Here is a 15258-nt window from a genome sequence, read left to right on the forward strand (position 1 = left end):
AACTTCCGCTCCAACGTTTTACAACGTGAAACACCAGTTTTATTGAGTGACGAAAAGATTAAATTCTATCCGCGTACGCGCCTTAAAAAGTGCGCACATTCACAGGAATAGTCCCACGATGACCATACGCTGTCAACCTGCTGAAACAGCGTTAACTGCGTTATGATAGCCGTGCGACATCAATCCATGTTACCAACGGAATTCATTTCCAACCGCTATTCGCGGTAACTTCCTGTCAATCAAGTGTCCAGTTCTAACTCAACTGCCAAGCAGTTTTGCATAGCTGAACCCTATTTCGCATAGTATCACTTTTTGATCGACGAACAACACTCCGTTACAAATTTCAACGTTATTTAAACAACTGATAACTTAACTATTATCGATTGTTAAAAGGCAAGCTGCTTTTAATTTAGGTAGAATACTCTAAATCCGCAAATTTACGGCAAGCCATGACCCCAACATATTTACAACAATTTACTCGAGCATTGGCAGTGTTACGTGAGAAAGCGCAGGTTTTCGACCAACAAAAAGCCAATAAACGCTTTGCCGAGCAATGGTTTGCGGAAAATCTGTTTATTACGCGGTCCCAATTTGCGGTTGCTTACGTAAATGAAACTGAGCAGCTTATTAATAAATTAATAACAAGCGATGATAACGAGAGAAAGCAATATCTTGCCGAAAAAATCAGCGAGCAAGTTCTTTCTCTAAGCGCGTTACTGCAAAACAGTCGTCCGCCCGACGCTGATTTCGATCTGCGCGCCCAGCTCCAAGCGCAGCATGGGCAGCTTCATCGAACGCTAGCCAAGTATCGCCAATATGAAATAAGACTCAGAAATAAGGCGGAACTGTTTCAGCAGTCAGGAGATCTTGTTCAGGCGCAGGCTTATCAAAAGCGTCTCAACCGATGCCAACAGGCAATCAGTCAGGTTGAGCGGCAAATTCAAATAATGGACGAAGGCTGATGAAGGTTCCATTTATTTACCATCCAATCTATAGCGAGCTACAGCTACCAGAGCGGCACCGTTATCCAATACATAAATATAAGATGCTATATCAATGGGCATTAGCGCACGGCGCGCAGCCCGATCAGTTTATTCAACCGACACCAATGAACTGGTCCCAAGTAGCGTTAGCTCACAGTTCAAACTACATCAATAAGCTCATCACGAATCAGTTTGACAAAAAGGAATGGCGCAAAGTGGGCTTTCCATGGTCAACGCAACTACTGACCCGCACCCTGACATCAGCTGGAGGTACGTTCGAGACGGTGAAGACAGCACTCGATAAGCGCATTGCTATTCATTTCTCGGGTGGCTACCACCATGCACACCATGATTGGGGCAGCGGCTTCTGCTTGATCAATGACCTCGCGATGAGTGCGGTTTTAGCCACAAAAGCACAACCCAATTTAAAAATTCTGATATTCGACACCGACGTTCACCAGGGTGACGGTACAGCGACGCTTTTAAGAGACCACGAGAATATCTTCACCTGCTCTATTCATGGTGAACGAAACTTCCCTTTTACTAAAGTGGACTCTGACCTCGATGTCGCCTTACCCAAGGGTACCACCGATGGCGCGTACCTCGATGCCGTGAAACATACATTGCAGAAGGTAACCAAAAACTTTAAACCCGACTTGATTTTATATGACGCAGGGGTGGACATATATCGTCGCGACGATCTCGGACATCTTGATGTATCTATCGAGGGCATTTTTTCACGTGACTATTTTGTGCTGGACTACGCGAAGCAAAATAATATTAGTTTAGCTGCGGTAATCGGGGGTGGTTATCAACGCAACCTATCGCGCCTAATTCTTGCTCACGCTCAATTACTGCGTGCAAGTCATCAAGTGTGGAGTGATTAGGATATAAAGAGACGGGTGGCGACCCTACCAGCCACACCTCGGCGCCCACATCCCCGACTACGGCTGCTCCCTTCCGGGCCTGACCGGGTTTGCCAGTTAGTGTCGCGAGGGGACCCGCAGGGTCACCATAACTCGTGAAAGCGCATTATCGCGCACTCAGCTAAGGTAAACAAGCCCCAGTGCGCTGACTGCCTAGTTTTTCTTCAGTTTGGCCGCTATTGCTTGCTTAGCAGTATCAGAGCTGAGCGCTTTGGCAAAGTAGCCAGCCTCTAGACTAATACGTTCAGATACAGTATCCGACTCTGTTTTGATTAATTTCTTCGAGGTTCTTAAAGCACCGCGCGACTGTTTAACCAGATGTTCGACTACCTCATCAACACGGGTATTAAGTTTGTCGGCCTCCACCACGTCATTTACCAAACCATACTGCTGTGCCTTGTTCGCAGAGAACGAATCACCTAGTAGCAATAATTCGGATGCACGTTGGTGTCCCATGATGCGCGGTAGCAATAAACTTGAGCCCGCCTCTGGAAGTAACCCTAACTGCACAAAAGGTAAAGCGAATACTGCATTATCAGCCGCATAGACAAGATCGCAATGCAACAGCAAGGTTGTACCAATGCCGATAGCTAAGCCATTGACCTTCGCGACCAACGTCACTTTCACTTTATTGAGTAAATGAAGAAACTTAAAAGGAGGAGCCGTTTCATCCAGTGACTCGATGGATAGGAAGTCGTTAAGATCATTACCCGCAGAAAAACTATCACCGCTCCCTTCGAAAACGACCACTTTAATCGTCTCGTCCTCGTCAGCGGCTTTCAGCGCGGCAGTTGCTTCCGAATACATTTGTTGCGTAAAAGCATTCTTCTTAGCAGGCCGATTAAGTCGGATAGTGACTACACTGGCGTTCTTATCAATAATAATGTGCTGTTGTTCTGTCATAAAAAAATCTCGTGAAACTGGTTGTACCACTCTCACGAGATTATCAGCTTTTCACCACAATATCAGTGCTATTTGTACTTTAAAGACGAATTATTTATCTCGCTTTGCCCAAGCCGCGGCCGTCTTCTCGTGCATCGGCACAATCATATCTAAAGCGGTTAAGTCGGTGGGTTCCAATTCATAGATCGGAGGGTTAACCGGTGTGACGCGCTGACCCCAACGGATCAAGCCGGCGCCGCAGGTTAGTCCGCCGCCAAACACTGCCGAGACAATGGTATCTCCTGGCTTAACAGTGCCGTTTTCTACCGCTTCACAAAAAGCGATCGGTAAGGTTGCAGAAGATGTATTACCGTAATTCTGAATATTTATCACGGTTTTCTCAGAAGGCACCTTACATAACTTCGCGAGATAATCGATTAAACGTTTATTCGCTTGATGCGGAATAAGCGCATCAACATCTTCGGTACTTAAGCCGGTTTGCTGAAATACTTTCTCAACCGCTGCGTTCATGCCTTTGACCGCACGCTTAAAAATTTCTTGTCCAACGAAATCGAACTGCATAATACCATCAAAGCCAAAGCGGTCGAAGCTCAAACCAAAATCAAGACTCAACACGTCACGCGCATCAGCATCACAGCTAATATGACTGGCAAGTAGACCTACCTCTTCATCACTCGCTTCCAAAACCATTGCTCCTGCGCCATCGCCAAATAGCACTGCACTCTCACGTTTGGTCCAGTCGAGAATACGCGTCAGGCGCTCGGCACCAATCAACAACACTTTTTTATGAGCGCCTGTTTGAATAGCTTGGGTTGCAACATGCATGGCGTAAAGAAAGCTACTACACGCCGCATTGAGGTCAAACGCTGCTGCATTCGGTGCGCCAATGTTTTGTTGCACTGCTGAAGCGACATTAGGAATGATCTCATCGGCAGTACAGGTACCGACAATAATCAGGTCGATATCATCTGGGTTCAATCCAGCGGCCGCGAGCGCATTCTGTGCGGCAACCGTCGCAAGTTTAGACGTCCCTACATGACTGACTCGTCGCTCTGAAATTCCGGTTCGCGATACAATCCATTCATCCGAGGTATCTAGAAATGTTGCCAAATCATCATTGGTCATGACTGCTGGCGGTAAGCACTTTCCCCATCCTGTAATTTCTGCGTATTTTTTCACGACAAAACCTTTAACTTCATTGACAACGCGTTGCCTTATCACCGTATCGCTTTGCTAGATATCAGTAAAGCATTTTTGCAAGGCACAATTTTACCGTATGATAGCATGAAACTGTGTTACGTGAATGACTAAAACGAGGAAGCCATGCGTCAACTAGTAAAGCTCACAGCCCTCTCCGCCCTGGCACTGCTGTCAATTAGCAGTTGCTCGACAATTGATTCTGATCTGATCGTCGAACCGCCGACGGTAACATCACAACTTTCAGGCAGTGTTTCTCGCTTGATGGTGCAAGATAAACGACCTCACAGCTACCTCTATCGCCACATCGATACAGAGACCCAAAAAGCTAATCAGTTTTCCGCACCATCACAGCCGCTGACAGCGATCGTCAAACAAGCGTTTCAACAGTCAGGGATTGTCAGCGGTCAGGGCGACCTCAATTGGTATGTGTCTATCAATAAGGCGGTGGTCGAGCACACCGAGACAGCATTAAAATATCAACTCGACTATCAATTAAACATTCGCGTCGAAGCGCAAAGAATGAATCGTTCTTATGCACGGACATTCACGGGAACCAGTAAGTCGGAGGGAGTTTCTAACCCCGATGAAGCAACTATCGAGCGTGAGTTTAAGCGTCTGCTACAGCAGGTACTCAACGATATTGCTAACGATCCCCAGCTACGTCTGACGGAAACGCGAGGTTAAAATGAAAACAATTATCGCACTATTAACATGTTTTATTGTCTTAGCAAGCCCATATTCGCAAGCACAAGTGCAGCCCGACAATCCCTTTCCAACCGTCGTTTTTGTCACCTCTGAAGGCAATTTGACTGTCGAGCTTAACCGCGAAGCAGCGCCTATCACCGTCGCTAACTTTCTCCGCTACGTTGCTAAGGCGCAATACAACAACACTATCTTCCATCGTCTAGTACCTGGCTTTGTTATTCAGGGCGGCGGCTACGATGCTGAATTCTCTGATAAGCCGAGCTATGAAACGATCGTAAACGAATCGGGCAACGGCCTGTTAAACACCTACGGCACCATCGCTATGGCTCGGGAACGTGAGCCTCACACAGCAACTCGCCAGTTCTTTTTTAATTTAAACGACAATACCTCACTCAACCCCGACGACGGTGACTGGGGCTACGCCGTATTTGGACGTATCACTAAAGGTTTAGACGTGCTCGAAAAATTAGCCGCTCTTGAATCCTTGCCATTTGACGAAAAAACCGGTTGGCGCGATGTTCCTGCTAACCCGCCCGTGCTTAAACGAATTGAAATCGTGCCGCAATGACAGCGCAGCATACGTTAAAGACCGATCTTAACGTTTACCGTCAACCACGTGTGATAGCGCTCTTTTTCTTAGCGCTTTCCAGCGGTTTTCCTTGGGTGATGATTGGCTCAGCATTGTCAGCATGGTTGCAAGAAGAAGGCTTAAGCCGATCAGTTATCGGTTATTTCGGTGCCGTATTCGCGGTCTACTCAATCAATTTTCTTTGGTCTCCTCTTGTCGATAGCGTTAAACTTCCAGTATTGAATCGCTGGTTAGGACAACGTCGTAGTTGGATCTTACTCTGTCAACTTCTTATAGCCGCGCTCTGTATCTTTATATCGACTTTAACCATCGCTGATAATTTACATCTAGTCGGTATCGCCGCCCTGCTCATTGCCATTAGCTCTGCGACCCAGGATATTGCCATTGACGCTTATCGCATTGAGACATTCTCTGAATCGGAAGGACGCATGCAAAGTGCTGGAGCCGCCATGGCCACATCAGGTTGGTGGAGCGGCTACGCGGGTCTCGGCGCAATTCCGTTTCTGTTAGTCGACGGTACCCGTTGGCAATGGCAGGATGCCTATATCGTGCTCGCCGCGCTTATGCTTTCGTTGGCTTTGGTCACTCTATTTATAAAGCCTGCACGTTACACACAGGTCAAAGCAACTACCATAGCGACCCTATCCTTATTAAAACGGATCAGTACTGTCGTCATTGAGCCCATTAGTTCTTTCTTCTCACGCAACGGTGCGAAACTGGCAATACAAATTTTGCTGTTTGTGTTTCTTTTTAAAATAGGCGAAGCCTTTTTAGGTCGAATGTCGATTGTATTTTATAAAGAGATCGGCTTTTCAAATGAGCAAATCGGCACTTACTCTAAACTCGTGACTTGGTGGATAACTATCTTCTTTTCACTAGTCGGAGGCGTGGTAACTCTGCGTATTGGTCAATTCAAAGGTCTTCTGATTGCAGGCATCGCTATGGCGGGCTCAAATCTAATGTTCGCTTGGATTGCTAACGTTGGACCCAGTGAGAACCTGTTTCTTGCGGCCGTGCTAGTCGATGGCTTTACGAGTGCTTGGTCGACTGTAGCTTTTGTAGGTTTTATCAGCTTTTTATGTGACCGAACCTTTACCGCGACTCAGTATGCGTTACTCGCGTCACTGAGCACCTTTGGCCGAACCACTTTATCCGCCTACAGCGGTGTACTGGTTGATAAGCTCGATGGCAATTGGAGTCTGTTCTTTGTGCTTACCAGTTTAGCAATCCTGCCAAGCTTGCTATTACTTGGCTATCTAAAACGAAGCTATCAGGCACACTGGGGTTCAAATGAGTGAACATCCTAAACAGTTACTACTCGTCGGCGCGGGTGCGATAGGTCAGCTTATTGCCCATCAATGGCAATGTGCCAAGCTGCCTATCGTTACATTGCCTCGCTCACCTAGTCCACACGCAGATTTTTTTGATTATCACTTTAGAGATTATCAGTCAGCGCGTACTGAGCTTTGCCGAATTCCTATCATCAAGGATAGCGACTTCAGCTCAATACAAGCGGTTTTTATAGCCGTTAAGGCCTATGATCTTGAGAGTGTATTTCGACGTCTAGATACACTGGGTGTACCTCACGATCGACCTATTATCTGCGCGCATAACGGCCTTGTAGACTTAACCACATCACGCCCCTGTTATACATGGATAACCACTCATGGCGTGACGCGCAGTAACCGAGTGACCGAGCACAAAGGATTGGGTTCAGACTGGATCGATGCGCGCATACAACATCATCAACAACTAACCGAACAGTTGCATACCGCCTTTCCAAAACTGCACTTTGATGCAGACATCAAAGCACGACAATGGCAAAAATTTTGCCTTAATTGTGTAATTAATCCATTAACAGCGGTGAACCAGTGTCTCAATGGTGAACTGCTCAAAGAACAATACCATGAACAGCGACGTATGCTGGTTTCTGAGTTGGTCAGTCTGAGTCAAGCGCTTGGCTATCGTTTAAATACTGCGGATTTGCTCGTATTAGTCGAACAGGTATGCGAGGCGACCGCCGAAAACCAGTCTTCAATGCTGTCGGATATAAAAGCTAACCGAAAAACAGAAATTAAGGCCCTGACTGGCTACGCGCTAAAAAAGGCCGCTGAGTTAGGCGTTAATCTACCTACTCATGCGGCTCTATATCATCAATTCAATCAGCTTTATCTTCGATGAAGTCAACAACTTCAAGCCCGAATCCCGACAATGCCGAATAACGCTTCGGTGAACTGAGCAGATGCATTTGGTGAATGCCTAAATCAGCAAGGATTTGCGAACCAACCCCCACATTTCGTGAAGCATTAGATGCCGACGCAGTCGGTTTGTGCTGTCCTTGATCCTGTGCCTCAAATTCTTTCACTTGTGCAATGATATCCTCAGGCGTTTGCTGACGACCAATAAGCACTAGAACACCATCGTTTTCGGCAATATATTGCATCGCCTTGGCAATCGGCCAGCTACGCTTCGCCGCGCGTTCAGTTGATAAAGTATCATGCAAACTGTCTTGCAAATGCACGCGCACGTTAGTTACCTTTTCGGCATTAATTTCGCCATGCACTAACGCATGATGAACTTGTTGATCGATTGAGTCTTGATACGTGATCATATTGAATTTGCCAAAACTGGTCGGCAACTGACACTGGGCTACACGGCGAATGGTTTTCTCGCGCACTGAGCGATACTCGATCAAGTCAGCAATAGTACCCACTTTAATATCGTGTGCTTCGGCAAACTTTTCTAGGTCCGCCCGGCGCGCCATGGTGCCGTCTTCATTAAGCACTTCGACAATCACTGCAGCAGGTTCATAGCCGGCTAGGCGCGCGAGATCACAACCGGCTTCCGTGTGCCCCGCACGGTTGAGTACACCGCCCTGCTTAGCTTTCAGTGGAAATATATGACCCGGCATTACCAAGTCTTCCGGCTGAGCATTACGTGCTACGGCTGCTTTCACTGTTTGTGCGCGGTCAGCTGCCGAAATACCTGTAGTCACACCCTCGGCGGCCTCAATGGATACCGTAAAAGCAGTCGAGTATGGCGCATTGTTGCGATCAACCATCAGCGGCAGGTTAAGTTGCTTACAACGTTCCTCGCTGAGGGTCAGGCAGATCAGTCCCCGACCATAACGCGCCATGAAATTTATCGCTTCAGGGGTCACGCAGTCTGCTGCAAGAATAAGATCGCCCTCATTCTCGCGGTCCTCGTCATCCATTAGAATGACCATCTTACCTTGCTTGATATCTTCAATAATCTCTTCTGTCGAATGCAATGACATAATAGTTCCTACTTCATTGGCTGAGCGATCACGCGAATATCCTCGCCGACCATTCTGCGCTCAAGCACGTTAAATGAGAGCGCATCATCGAGTTGAGTCAGTTCCTGCAACGCAATCATACTGCGTGCGTCACTGCCTAATACTTTGTTGGCTTGATAATAGACCAGTTCATTCACTACCTGAGCGTTAAAAAGAGCACCCGCTAACTGAGCTCCACACTCGGTCCATACCAAATTAATCTCACGCAATGCGAGTTCTTTCAGTGCGTCATGTAAGTCTACGCGACCCTGGCTATCTGCTTTAGCAATAATCTCGTGGCAATGACGATGTCGAGAAGCAGGAGCTTCCGTAGTGCGGACGACAAATACAGGCGTTTCAACCTCAAATAGTCGCAAATCATCATGAATGCGGTTTTTCCCGTCAATAATCACACGCACGGGCTGCTTGAAAAATAATGGTTTTTCGATCCCGTCAGGCCACTGTTCAGGGCGTACATTCAGTCTCGGGTTATCCACCAGCACCGTATCCGCGCCAGTTAATATTGCGTCGGCTTGTGCACGCCATACCTGAACGTCAGCACGCGCTGCAGCACCGGTAATCCATTGGCTCACACCGTTACTCAGCGCCGTACGTCCATCAAGTGAGCTCGCCAGCTTAACGCGCACATAAGGTAATTGAGTCTGCATACGATGAATGAAACCCGGATTCAACTGACGCGCTGCAGTTTCAAATAAACCAACACGCACTTCGATATCAGCATCGTGTAATTTATGAATGCCACGACCTGATACAATCGGATTGGGATCTTGCATCGCGATAACCACGCGAGCTACTTCCGCATTAATCAATGCATCAACACAGGGCGGTGTGCGACCTTGGTGACTGCATGGCTCAAGCGTAACATAGGCGGTTGCATGTTTGGCTTGTGTGCCAGCCTGGCGTAACGCAAAGACCTCGGCGTGGGGTTCGCCCGCCTTCTGATGCCAACCTTCGCCAACGATACTGGCGTCTTTTACGATGACACAACCGACGGCAGGATTAGGTCCAGTCGTAAAGCGCCCTTTTCTTGCCAATTCCAAGGCGCGATGCATATAAAGATGGTCGCGCTTATCTTGTGCCAAACTAATCATTGAGCCGCGCGATCTCCTCGCCGAACTCTTTGATATCCTCAAAAGAGCGATAGACCGAAGCAAAACGAACGTATGCGACTTTATCGATTTGCTTAAGGTTATCCATCACCAGGTTGCCAATAAAGTTAGAGGTAATCTCTCGCTCGCCGGTTGCACGGATACTGGATTTGATTTTATTAACCGCTTGTTCCATTTTTTCGAGACTGACCGGACGTTTTTCAAGCGCACGTAATAGCCCACTGCGAAGCTTATCTTCATTAAAAGGTTCACGCCCACCGTCTGTTTTAATTACACGGGGCATTACCAGTTCAGCAGTCTCAAATGTTGTAAAGCGCTCGCGACAATGGCTACATTCTCGGCGTCTGCGCACCGATGCACCGTCCCCTACTAACCGCGAATCGATGACCTTGGTATCTTGTGTTCCGCAGAATGGACAGTGCATAGCGCGCTCCTTTTCAAACGTTATTTATAAACTGGAAACTCGGCACATAACGTTTTGACATCGTTACGAACGCGATCAATCGTCTCTTCGTTATTAATGTCATCTAATACATCGCAAATCCAATTAGCCACTTGCTCAGCTTCTGCTTCCTTGAAGCCGCGACGAGTAATTGCAGGTGTACCTAGACGAAGACCGGAAGTGACGAACGGCGAACGCGGGTCGTTCGGTACCGCATTTTTGTTGACCGTAATGTATGCACGACCTAATGCAGCATCGGCATCTTTACCCGTAATGTCTTTGTCGATTAAATCAACGAGGAACAAATGGTTCTGCGTGCCATTCGATACGATTTTATAGCCACGTGCTTGCAGCGCTTTAACCATCGCATTAGCGTTCTTTAGCACTTGTTCTTGATACGCTTTAAATTCAGGCTCAAGGGCTTCTTTAAACGCCACCGCTTTCGCTGCGATAACGTGCATCAATGGACCACCTTGATTACCTGGGAATACCGCACTGTTTAATTTCTTGTGCAGTTTCTCATCATCTTTGCCAGACAAGATCAGACCACTACGCGGACCTGCGAGGGTTTTATGTGTTGTCGTTGTTACTACGTCTGCGTAAGGAATTGGACTTGGGTATACACCTGCAGCAACCAGACCCGCTACGTGCGCCATATCTACCAACAAATAAGCACCCACTTCGTCAGCAATTTGTCTGAAACGCTGCCAATCAACAATACCCGAGTATGCAGAGAAACCAGCAACGATAACCTTCGGCTTATGCTCTTTAGCTAACTCTTCAACTTGGTTGTAATCGATTTCACCGGTTTCTTCTGAAATACCATATTGTACGGCATTGTAAAGCTTGCCCGAGAAGTTAACACCCGCACCGTGCGTCAGATGGCCACCGTGTGCCAAACTCATTCCCAAGAAGGTATCACCGGCTTCCATAAGTGCCATGAATGCAGCCGTGTTGGCTTGTGAGCCTGAATGCGGTTGTACGTTCGCGTATTTAGCACCAAACAATTCTTTAGCACGTGCAATCGCGAGATCTTCAACTACGTCCACATATTCACAGCCGCCATAGTAACGCTTATGAGGATAACCCTCGGCGTATTTATTAGTTAACTGTGAACCTTGTGCCTCTAGCACACGCGGGCTGGTATAGTTTTCTGAAGCAATCAGCTCAATGTGTTGTTCTTGACGCTCAACTTCCTGACTCATTGCTTGCCATAACTCCGCGTCAAACGCGGCAATTGCCTGATCTTTTTTCTGCATCTCGGACATCCATCAATTTCATTAGCCAAATTATGACGTGCAGTTTACCGCAAAATACCCCAAACTGCCTAGCAAACCGTCACATGCCGTTAAGAAAAAATTCGGCAACAAATTTGGGCATTTGCCGTATTTACCAGTAAACTAGGTCCTATTTTCAATCCAACAGTAGGAATGTTCGTCGCTATGGCGCAATATATCTATTCAATGTCGCGGGTGAGCAAAGTTGTTCCACCCAAAAAAACTATCTTAAAAGATATCTCATTATCGTTTTTCCCAGGCGCTAAGATCGGTGTTTTAGGTCTTAACGGTGCCGGTAAATCGACCTTGCTTCGCATTATGGCGGGTGTTGATACTGAATATGAGGGAGAAGCACGTCCCTTAGCAGGAATTAACATTGGCTACCTTCCGCAGGAGCCACAGCTCGATGAAGAAAAGACCGTTAAAGAAACGGTGGAAGAAGCCGTCGCTGACGTTAAAGAGGCTTTCACTCGCTTAGATGAAGTCTACGCTGCCTACGCCGATGAGAATGCTGATTTCGATGCGTTGGCAAAAGAGCAAGCACAACTAGAAGCGCTGATTCAGGCCAAAGATGGTCACAACATCGAAAATATCCTTGACCGCGCCGCTGATGCACTGCGTTTGCCACAGTGGGACGCTAAAATCGGTAACCTATCAGGCGGTGAACGTCGCCGTGTTGCCATTTGTCGTCTGTTACTTTCCAAGCCCGACATGTTGCTGCTCGATGAGCCTACCAACCACTTGGATGCAGAGTCAGTTGCATGGCTAGAGCGCTTCTTGCACGACTACACCGGCACCGTCGTTGCCATTACCCACGACCGTTATTTCTTAGACAACGTCGCGGGCTGGATCCTTGAACTTGACCGTGGTTATGGTATTCCATGGGAAGGCAACTACTCTTCTTGGTTGGAGCAAAAAGAGAAGCGTCTCGCACAAGAAGAACGTCAAGAGAAAGCGCGTCAACGCACCATCAAACAAGAACTTGAGTGGGTACGTACTAATCCGAAAGGTCGTCAGGCGAAAAGCAAAGCGCGTATGGCTCGCTTTGAAGAATTACAAAGCAGCGACTATCAAAAACGTAATGAAACCAATGAGCTATTTATTCCACCAGGTCCGCGCTTGGGTGATAAGGTCATTGAGGTTAACGGGATTAGCAAAGCCTACGAAGGGCGCCAGCTTATTGATAACTTGAGCTTTAGTGTCCCTAAAGGTGCTATCGTCGGTATCATTGGTCCGAACGGCGCGGGTAAATCCACCTTATTCCGTATGATCAGTGGCCAAGAACAGCCCGACAGTGGCTCAATTGAACTTGGTGATACCGTTGAATTAGCGAGCGTTGATCAGTTCCGCGACAGTATGGATGATAGCAAAACCGTATTCCAAGAAATTACCGATGGTAACGATATCCTGCGCATTGGTAACTTTGAGGTTCAAGGGCGCGCGTACGTCGGTCGCTTTAACTTTAAAGGCACCGACCAACAAAAACGTATCGGTGAGCTGTCGGGCGGTGAACGCAACCGCGTGCACCTTGCGAAACTGCTTAAAGCGGGCGGCAACGTCTTATTATTAGACGAACCCACCAACGATCTCGATGTTGAGACGTTACGAGCACTGGAAGAAGCGATTCTCGAGTTTCCAGGTTCAGCTTTGGTTATCTCGCACGACCGTTGGTTCTTAGACCGGATCGCCACCCATATTCTTGATTATCGCGATGAAGCCGAAGTGGTCTTCTACGAAGGTAACTACAGCGATTATGAAGCTTATATGAAAGAGAAGTTTGGCGAACAGGCAATGGAGCCACACCGCATTAAATATAAACCGATCGGTTAATCTTTTATTGCTTACAACGGCGTTGGTATCCAACCAACGCCGTTATCTTTACAAAACCACTCGGCTTGTACACCAAAACAGTGAGCTAAGTTTTTTTCAGTCAACACCTCAAACGGCTTCCCGCTCTGCACTAATTCCCCATTATGCATTAACAGTAAACTGTCACAAAAACGTGCTGCTAGCGCTAAATCGTGAATCGCCGCCAAAACCAGACCGTGCGTGCGAGCGTGATTATGCAGCTGCTGCATAATGGTTAATTGATGCGCCACATCGAGACCACTGACGGGTTCATCACAAACAAGCAATTGTGGCTCCGACAACGTTGCCCGAGCTAGTAATGCGCGCTGTCGTTCTCCTCCCGATACTTGTGAAACTCGACGTTCCTTTAATGTCAGTAGCGCATACTTTTCCAAATGTTTCATTAATTGTGAATGCGTGACCTGCGCTGACAGATTGACCAGCTCATCAATACGAATATCCCATTCAGGCGCTTCTGTCTGAGGCAAATACCCCAAGTACTTTTGTCGCTGACGATGCGACAAGCGCAACCAGTCCTGATGTTTAAATCGAATATGGCCCTTTAGTTGAGGTTCAACTGCGGCTATTCCGCGCAATAATGAGCTTTTTCCCGCACCATTAGCGCCAATAACACCAATCAGCTGATTGCTTGTTAGCTTCAGATTGATATGTTGCAAGCGTGGCCGAGAAATCCCGGCAAGATAAAGATCGTCAAGCTCAAGCATGGCTGTTTCGCTCTCGAACCAGTAGCACAATAAGCAGTGGCGCGCCGACTAACGCCGCTAATATGCCCACGGGTAATTCACGCGCGGTGCTCATTAGCTGTGCTAGCGTATCAAAACTAATGAGTAAAAGAATTGCGGTCACTGGAGACAGCCACAGTACGTACTTCGGATGGTTAAATCCTAACAATCGTACTGCATGAGGTGCTAATAAACCAACAAATCCAATCACACCAACGGCTACGACCGATGCGGTCGTCAGTAGCGCCACAGCTAACAACATCCAATTGCGGTAGCGCGCCACATTGAACCCCATCGTCGCGACGGTCTCTTCAGACAATGTTAGCGCGTATAAAAAGCGACGTCCCAACCATACGATAGGAAACGCGAGCACAATGCCCGGTAGCGCCAGCATCACTGAGTGCCAACTTTTATTTGCCAAGCTTCCCATATGCCAAAAGGCCCATTCTTGGAATGCAAACGGATTCGGCGCGAGATAAAGCAACAATCCCATCGCTGCGCTACTCATGGTTGCAATCGCAACCCCTGCTAAAATCACTCGCGTAGGCGAGGCCCGTCGTCCAGCAAGCACCATCAGCAACGAGACACCGAGCAAACCGCCAACTAAAGCCAATGCCGGCAGCCCAAAGGAAAAGGCGGGTAACCAGCCAAAGTAAAGACACGCAATAGTCACTAAAGCAGCGCACCCGGATACCCCCGTGATGCCAGGCTCTGCCAATGGGTTTCTAAGTAATAGCTGCATCACTGCGCCAGCAAGCCCAAGAGCACTAGCAATCAACCAGGTTAACAACGTTCGTGGAACACGGATATCCCAGATGATATCTTTCTCTAGTGCATTCGGCATCCACCAATTAATTGAGCTTCCCCCCACGGTGAGCTGTAGAGCGCTAAGTAAAATAACAATGGCAAACAGGATAATAAAACACTGTCTCTGACTCAGTTTCATAATTTTCCTTGAATAGCCTTCAAATAATCATCAGCAAACACCACTGGGCACGAGGAAAGTCGTGGAGGAATTTGTTGAGTCGGTGTTTTTTCTAAGTGTTCTCGCAGTAAGGGGTGGTAGAGCCACTCATTTGCAAGAGCGTAATGAGCCCGGCTAAACCCCTCTAGCAAATAACGATCCGGCGTAAGCTTTATCACTTCTTCTAGGGTTAAGGAGACCAGGTTTTCTCCAAAAGGCGCGGCTAAGTTTTTCCAGTGCATCGCACTAATTA

General features: G+C 47.5%; 16 protein-coding genes and 1 other RNA gene. 7 read left to right on the forward strand and 10 right to left on the reverse strand.

Annotated features, from left to right (window positions below):
• The first annotated feature begins 449 nt into the window (after positions 1 to 449).
• Both priC and ABNS04_RS04245 read left to right on the forward strand, forming a co-directional pair.
• The gene (priC, locus tag ABNS04_RS04240; RefSeq protein WP_272978198.1) at positions 450 to 962 is read left to right on the forward strand and encodes a primosomal replication protein PriC; all 513 of its coding nucleotides are present in this window, start codon (positions 450 to 452) and stop codon (positions 960 to 962) included.
• Complete coding sequence (locus ABNS04_RS04245; RefSeq protein WP_348671199.1) at positions 962 to 1870, forward strand: histone deacetylase; 909 nt, start codon at positions 962 to 964, stop codon at positions 1868 to 1870. Before priC ends, ABNS04_RS04245 begins: the two co-directional genes overlap by 1 nt.
• 22 nt (positions 1871 to 1892) lie before the next feature.
• Here ABNS04_RS04245 and ffs read toward each other — a convergent pair.
• From ffs to ABNS04_RS04260, 3 genes are all read right to left on the reverse strand, one after another.
• Positions 1893 to 1989, reverse strand: an RNA gene (gene ffs / locus ABNS04_RS04250) — signal recognition particle sRNA small type.
• A gap of 73 nt (positions 1990 to 2062) precedes the next feature.
• Complete coding sequence (locus ABNS04_RS04255) at positions 2063 to 2812, reverse strand: enoyl-CoA hydratase-related protein (RefSeq protein ID WP_272978383.1); 750 nt, start codon at positions 2810 to 2812, stop codon at positions 2063 to 2065.
• A 90-nt stretch (positions 2813 to 2902) separates the two neighbouring features.
• Complete coding sequence (locus tag ABNS04_RS04260; protein ID WP_040488151.1) at positions 2903 to 3991, reverse strand: ketoacyl-ACP synthase III; 1089 nt, start codon at positions 3989 to 3991, stop codon at positions 2903 to 2905.
• A 144-nt stretch (positions 3992 to 4135) separates the two neighbouring features.
• Here ABNS04_RS04260 and ABNS04_RS04265 point away from each other — a divergent pair, with 144 nt between their 5' ends.
• The 4 genes from ABNS04_RS04265 to ABNS04_RS04280 are packed head-to-tail and all read left to right on the forward strand — an operon-like array spanning position 4136 to position 7487.
• Positions 4136 to 4696, forward strand: coding sequence for a YajG family lipoprotein (locus ABNS04_RS04265; RefSeq protein WP_006956486.1), 561 nt, complete (start codon positions 4136 to 4138; stop codon positions 4694 to 4696).
• Position 4697: 1 nt separating this feature from the next.
• Positions 4698 to 5285, forward strand: a complete 588-nt coding sequence (locus tag ABNS04_RS04270) for a peptidylprolyl isomerase (protein WP_006956485.1) — start codon at positions 4698 to 4700, stop codon at positions 5283 to 5285.
• Positions 5282 to 6604 (forward strand): MFS transporter, encoded by a 1323-nt coding sequence (locus ABNS04_RS04275; RefSeq protein ID WP_272978382.1) that lies wholly within the window; start codon positions 5282 to 5284, stop codon positions 6602 to 6604. The genes ABNS04_RS04270 and ABNS04_RS04275 overlap by 4 nt, the downstream gene beginning before the upstream one ends.
• Entirely contained in the window at positions 6597 to 7487 is an 891-nt protein-coding gene (locus ABNS04_RS04280) for a 2-dehydropantoate 2-reductase (RefSeq protein WP_272978381.1), read from the forward strand. The genes ABNS04_RS04275 and ABNS04_RS04280 overlap by 8 nt, the downstream gene beginning before the upstream one ends.
• Here the strand turns inward: ABNS04_RS04280 and ribBA are convergent.
• Genes ribBA through glyA form a run of 4 tightly spaced genes read right to left on the reverse strand, consistent with a single transcriptional unit; the run spans position 7465 to position 11432 of the window.
• Positions 7465 to 8583, reverse strand: a complete 1119-nt coding sequence (ribBA, locus tag ABNS04_RS04285) for a bifunctional 3,4-dihydroxy-2-butanone-4-phosphate synthase/GTP cyclohydrolase II (RefSeq protein WP_006956482.1) — start codon at positions 8581 to 8583, stop codon at positions 7465 to 7467. The two genes, ABNS04_RS04280 and ribBA, sit on opposite strands and share 23 nt — an antisense overlap.
• A gap of 8 nt (positions 8584 to 8591) precedes the next feature.
• Positions 8592 to 9713 carry a bifunctional diaminohydroxyphosphoribosylaminopyrimidine deaminase/5-amino-6-(5-phosphoribosylamino)uracil reductase RibD gene (ribD, locus tag ABNS04_RS04290; RefSeq protein ID WP_272978380.1) on the reverse strand — a complete coding sequence of 374 codons (1122 nt, stop codon included), beginning with the start codon at positions 9711 to 9713 and terminating at the stop codon, positions 8592 to 8594.
• Positions 9706 to 10155, reverse strand: coding sequence for a transcriptional regulator NrdR (gene nrdR / locus ABNS04_RS04295; protein WP_006956480.1), 450 nt, complete (start codon positions 10153 to 10155; stop codon positions 9706 to 9708). Before nrdR ends, ribD begins: the two co-directional genes overlap by 8 nt.
• 20 nt (positions 10156 to 10175) lie before the next feature.
• On the reverse strand, positions 10176 to 11432 hold the full coding sequence (gene glyA / locus ABNS04_RS04300) for a serine hydroxymethyltransferase (RefSeq protein ID WP_272978379.1): 1257 nt from the start codon (positions 11430 to 11432) through the stop codon (positions 10176 to 10178).
• Between the two features lie 183 nt (positions 11433 to 11615).
• Here glyA and ettA point away from each other — a divergent pair, with 183 nt between their 5' ends.
• A complete protein-coding gene (ettA, locus tag ABNS04_RS04305) occupies positions 11616 to 13280 on the forward strand; it encodes an energy-dependent translational throttle protein EttA (RefSeq protein WP_006956478.1) in 1665 nt (554 codons plus the stop codon).
• Between the two features lie 11 nt (positions 13281 to 13291).
• Here ettA and ABNS04_RS04310 read toward each other — a convergent pair whose 3' ends face one another.
• From ABNS04_RS04310 to ABNS04_RS04320, 3 genes are all read right to left on the reverse strand, one after another.
• Positions 13292 to 14023 carry an ABC transporter ATP-binding protein gene (locus ABNS04_RS04310; RefSeq protein ID WP_272978378.1) on the reverse strand — a complete coding sequence of 244 codons (732 nt, stop codon included), beginning with the start codon at positions 14021 to 14023 and terminating at the stop codon, positions 13292 to 13294.
• Entirely contained in the window at positions 14016 to 14987 is a 972-nt protein-coding gene (locus ABNS04_RS04315) for an iron ABC transporter permease (RefSeq protein WP_272978377.1), read from the reverse strand. The genes ABNS04_RS04310 and ABNS04_RS04315 overlap by 8 nt, the downstream gene beginning before the upstream one ends.
• A partial coding sequence (locus ABNS04_RS04320; protein WP_348671200.1) for a hypothetical protein occupies positions 14984 to 15258 on the reverse strand: 275 nt, incomplete at its 5' end. The genes ABNS04_RS04315 and ABNS04_RS04320, both read right to left, overlap by 4 nt.

Origin of the sequence: uncultured Idiomarina sp. (assembly GCF_964010655.1) — a bacterium.
GTDB classification, from domain to species: domain Bacteria; phylum Pseudomonadota; class Gammaproteobacteria; order Enterobacterales; family Alteromonadaceae; genus Idiomarina; species Idiomarina baltica.

Excerpts from the sequence above, each read along its gene's own strand:
- glyA (WP_272978379.1), bottom strand. The coding sequence starts at position 11,432 with ATGCAGAAAAAAGATCAGGCAATTGCCGCGTTTGACGCGGAGTTATGG.
- ettA (WP_006956478.1), top strand. The coding sequence starts at position 11,616 with ATGGCGCAATATATCTATTCAATGTCGCGGGTGAGCAAAGTTGTTCCA.
- ABNS04_RS04265 (WP_006956486.1), top strand. The coding sequence starts at position 4,136 with ATGCGTCAACTAGTAAAGCTCACAGCCCTCTCCGCCCTGGCACTGCTG.
- ABNS04_RS04255 (WP_272978383.1), bottom strand. The coding sequence starts at position 2,812 with ATGACAGAACAACAGCACATTATTATTGATAAGAACGCCAGTGTAGTC.
- ABNS04_RS04310 (WP_272978378.1), bottom strand. The coding sequence starts at position 14,023 with ATGCTTGAGCTTGACGATCTTTATCTTGCCGGGATTTCTCGGCCACGC.
- ABNS04_RS04275 (WP_272978382.1), top strand. The coding sequence starts at position 5,282 with ATGACAGCGCAGCATACGTTAAAGACCGATCTTAACGTTTACCGTCAA.
- priC (WP_272978198.1), top strand. The coding sequence starts at position 450 with ATGACCCCAACATATTTACAACAATTTACTCGAGCATTGGCAGTGTTA.
- ribD (WP_272978380.1), bottom strand. The coding sequence starts at position 9,713 with ATGATTAGTTTGGCACAAGATAAGCGCGACCATCTTTATATGCATCGC.
- ABNS04_RS04270 (WP_006956485.1), top strand. The coding sequence starts at position 4,698 with ATGAAAACAATTATCGCACTATTAACATGTTTTATTGTCTTAGCAAGC.
- ABNS04_RS04315 (WP_272978377.1), bottom strand. The coding sequence starts at position 14,987 with ATGAAACTGAGTCAGAGACAGTGTTTTATTATCCTGTTTGCCATTGTT.
- ABNS04_RS04280 (WP_272978381.1), top strand. The coding sequence starts at position 6,597 with ATGAGTGAACATCCTAAACAGTTACTACTCGTCGGCGCGGGTGCGATA.
- nrdR (WP_006956480.1), bottom strand. The coding sequence starts at position 10,155 with ATGCACTGTCCATTCTGCGGAACACAAGATACCAAGGTCATCGATTCG.
- ABNS04_RS04245 (WP_348671199.1), top strand. The coding sequence starts at position 962 with ATGAAGGTTCCATTTATTTACCATCCAATCTATAGCGAGCTACAGCTA.
- ribBA (WP_006956482.1), bottom strand. The coding sequence starts at position 8,583 with ATGTCATTGCATTCGACAGAAGAGATTATTGAAGATATCAAGCAAGGT.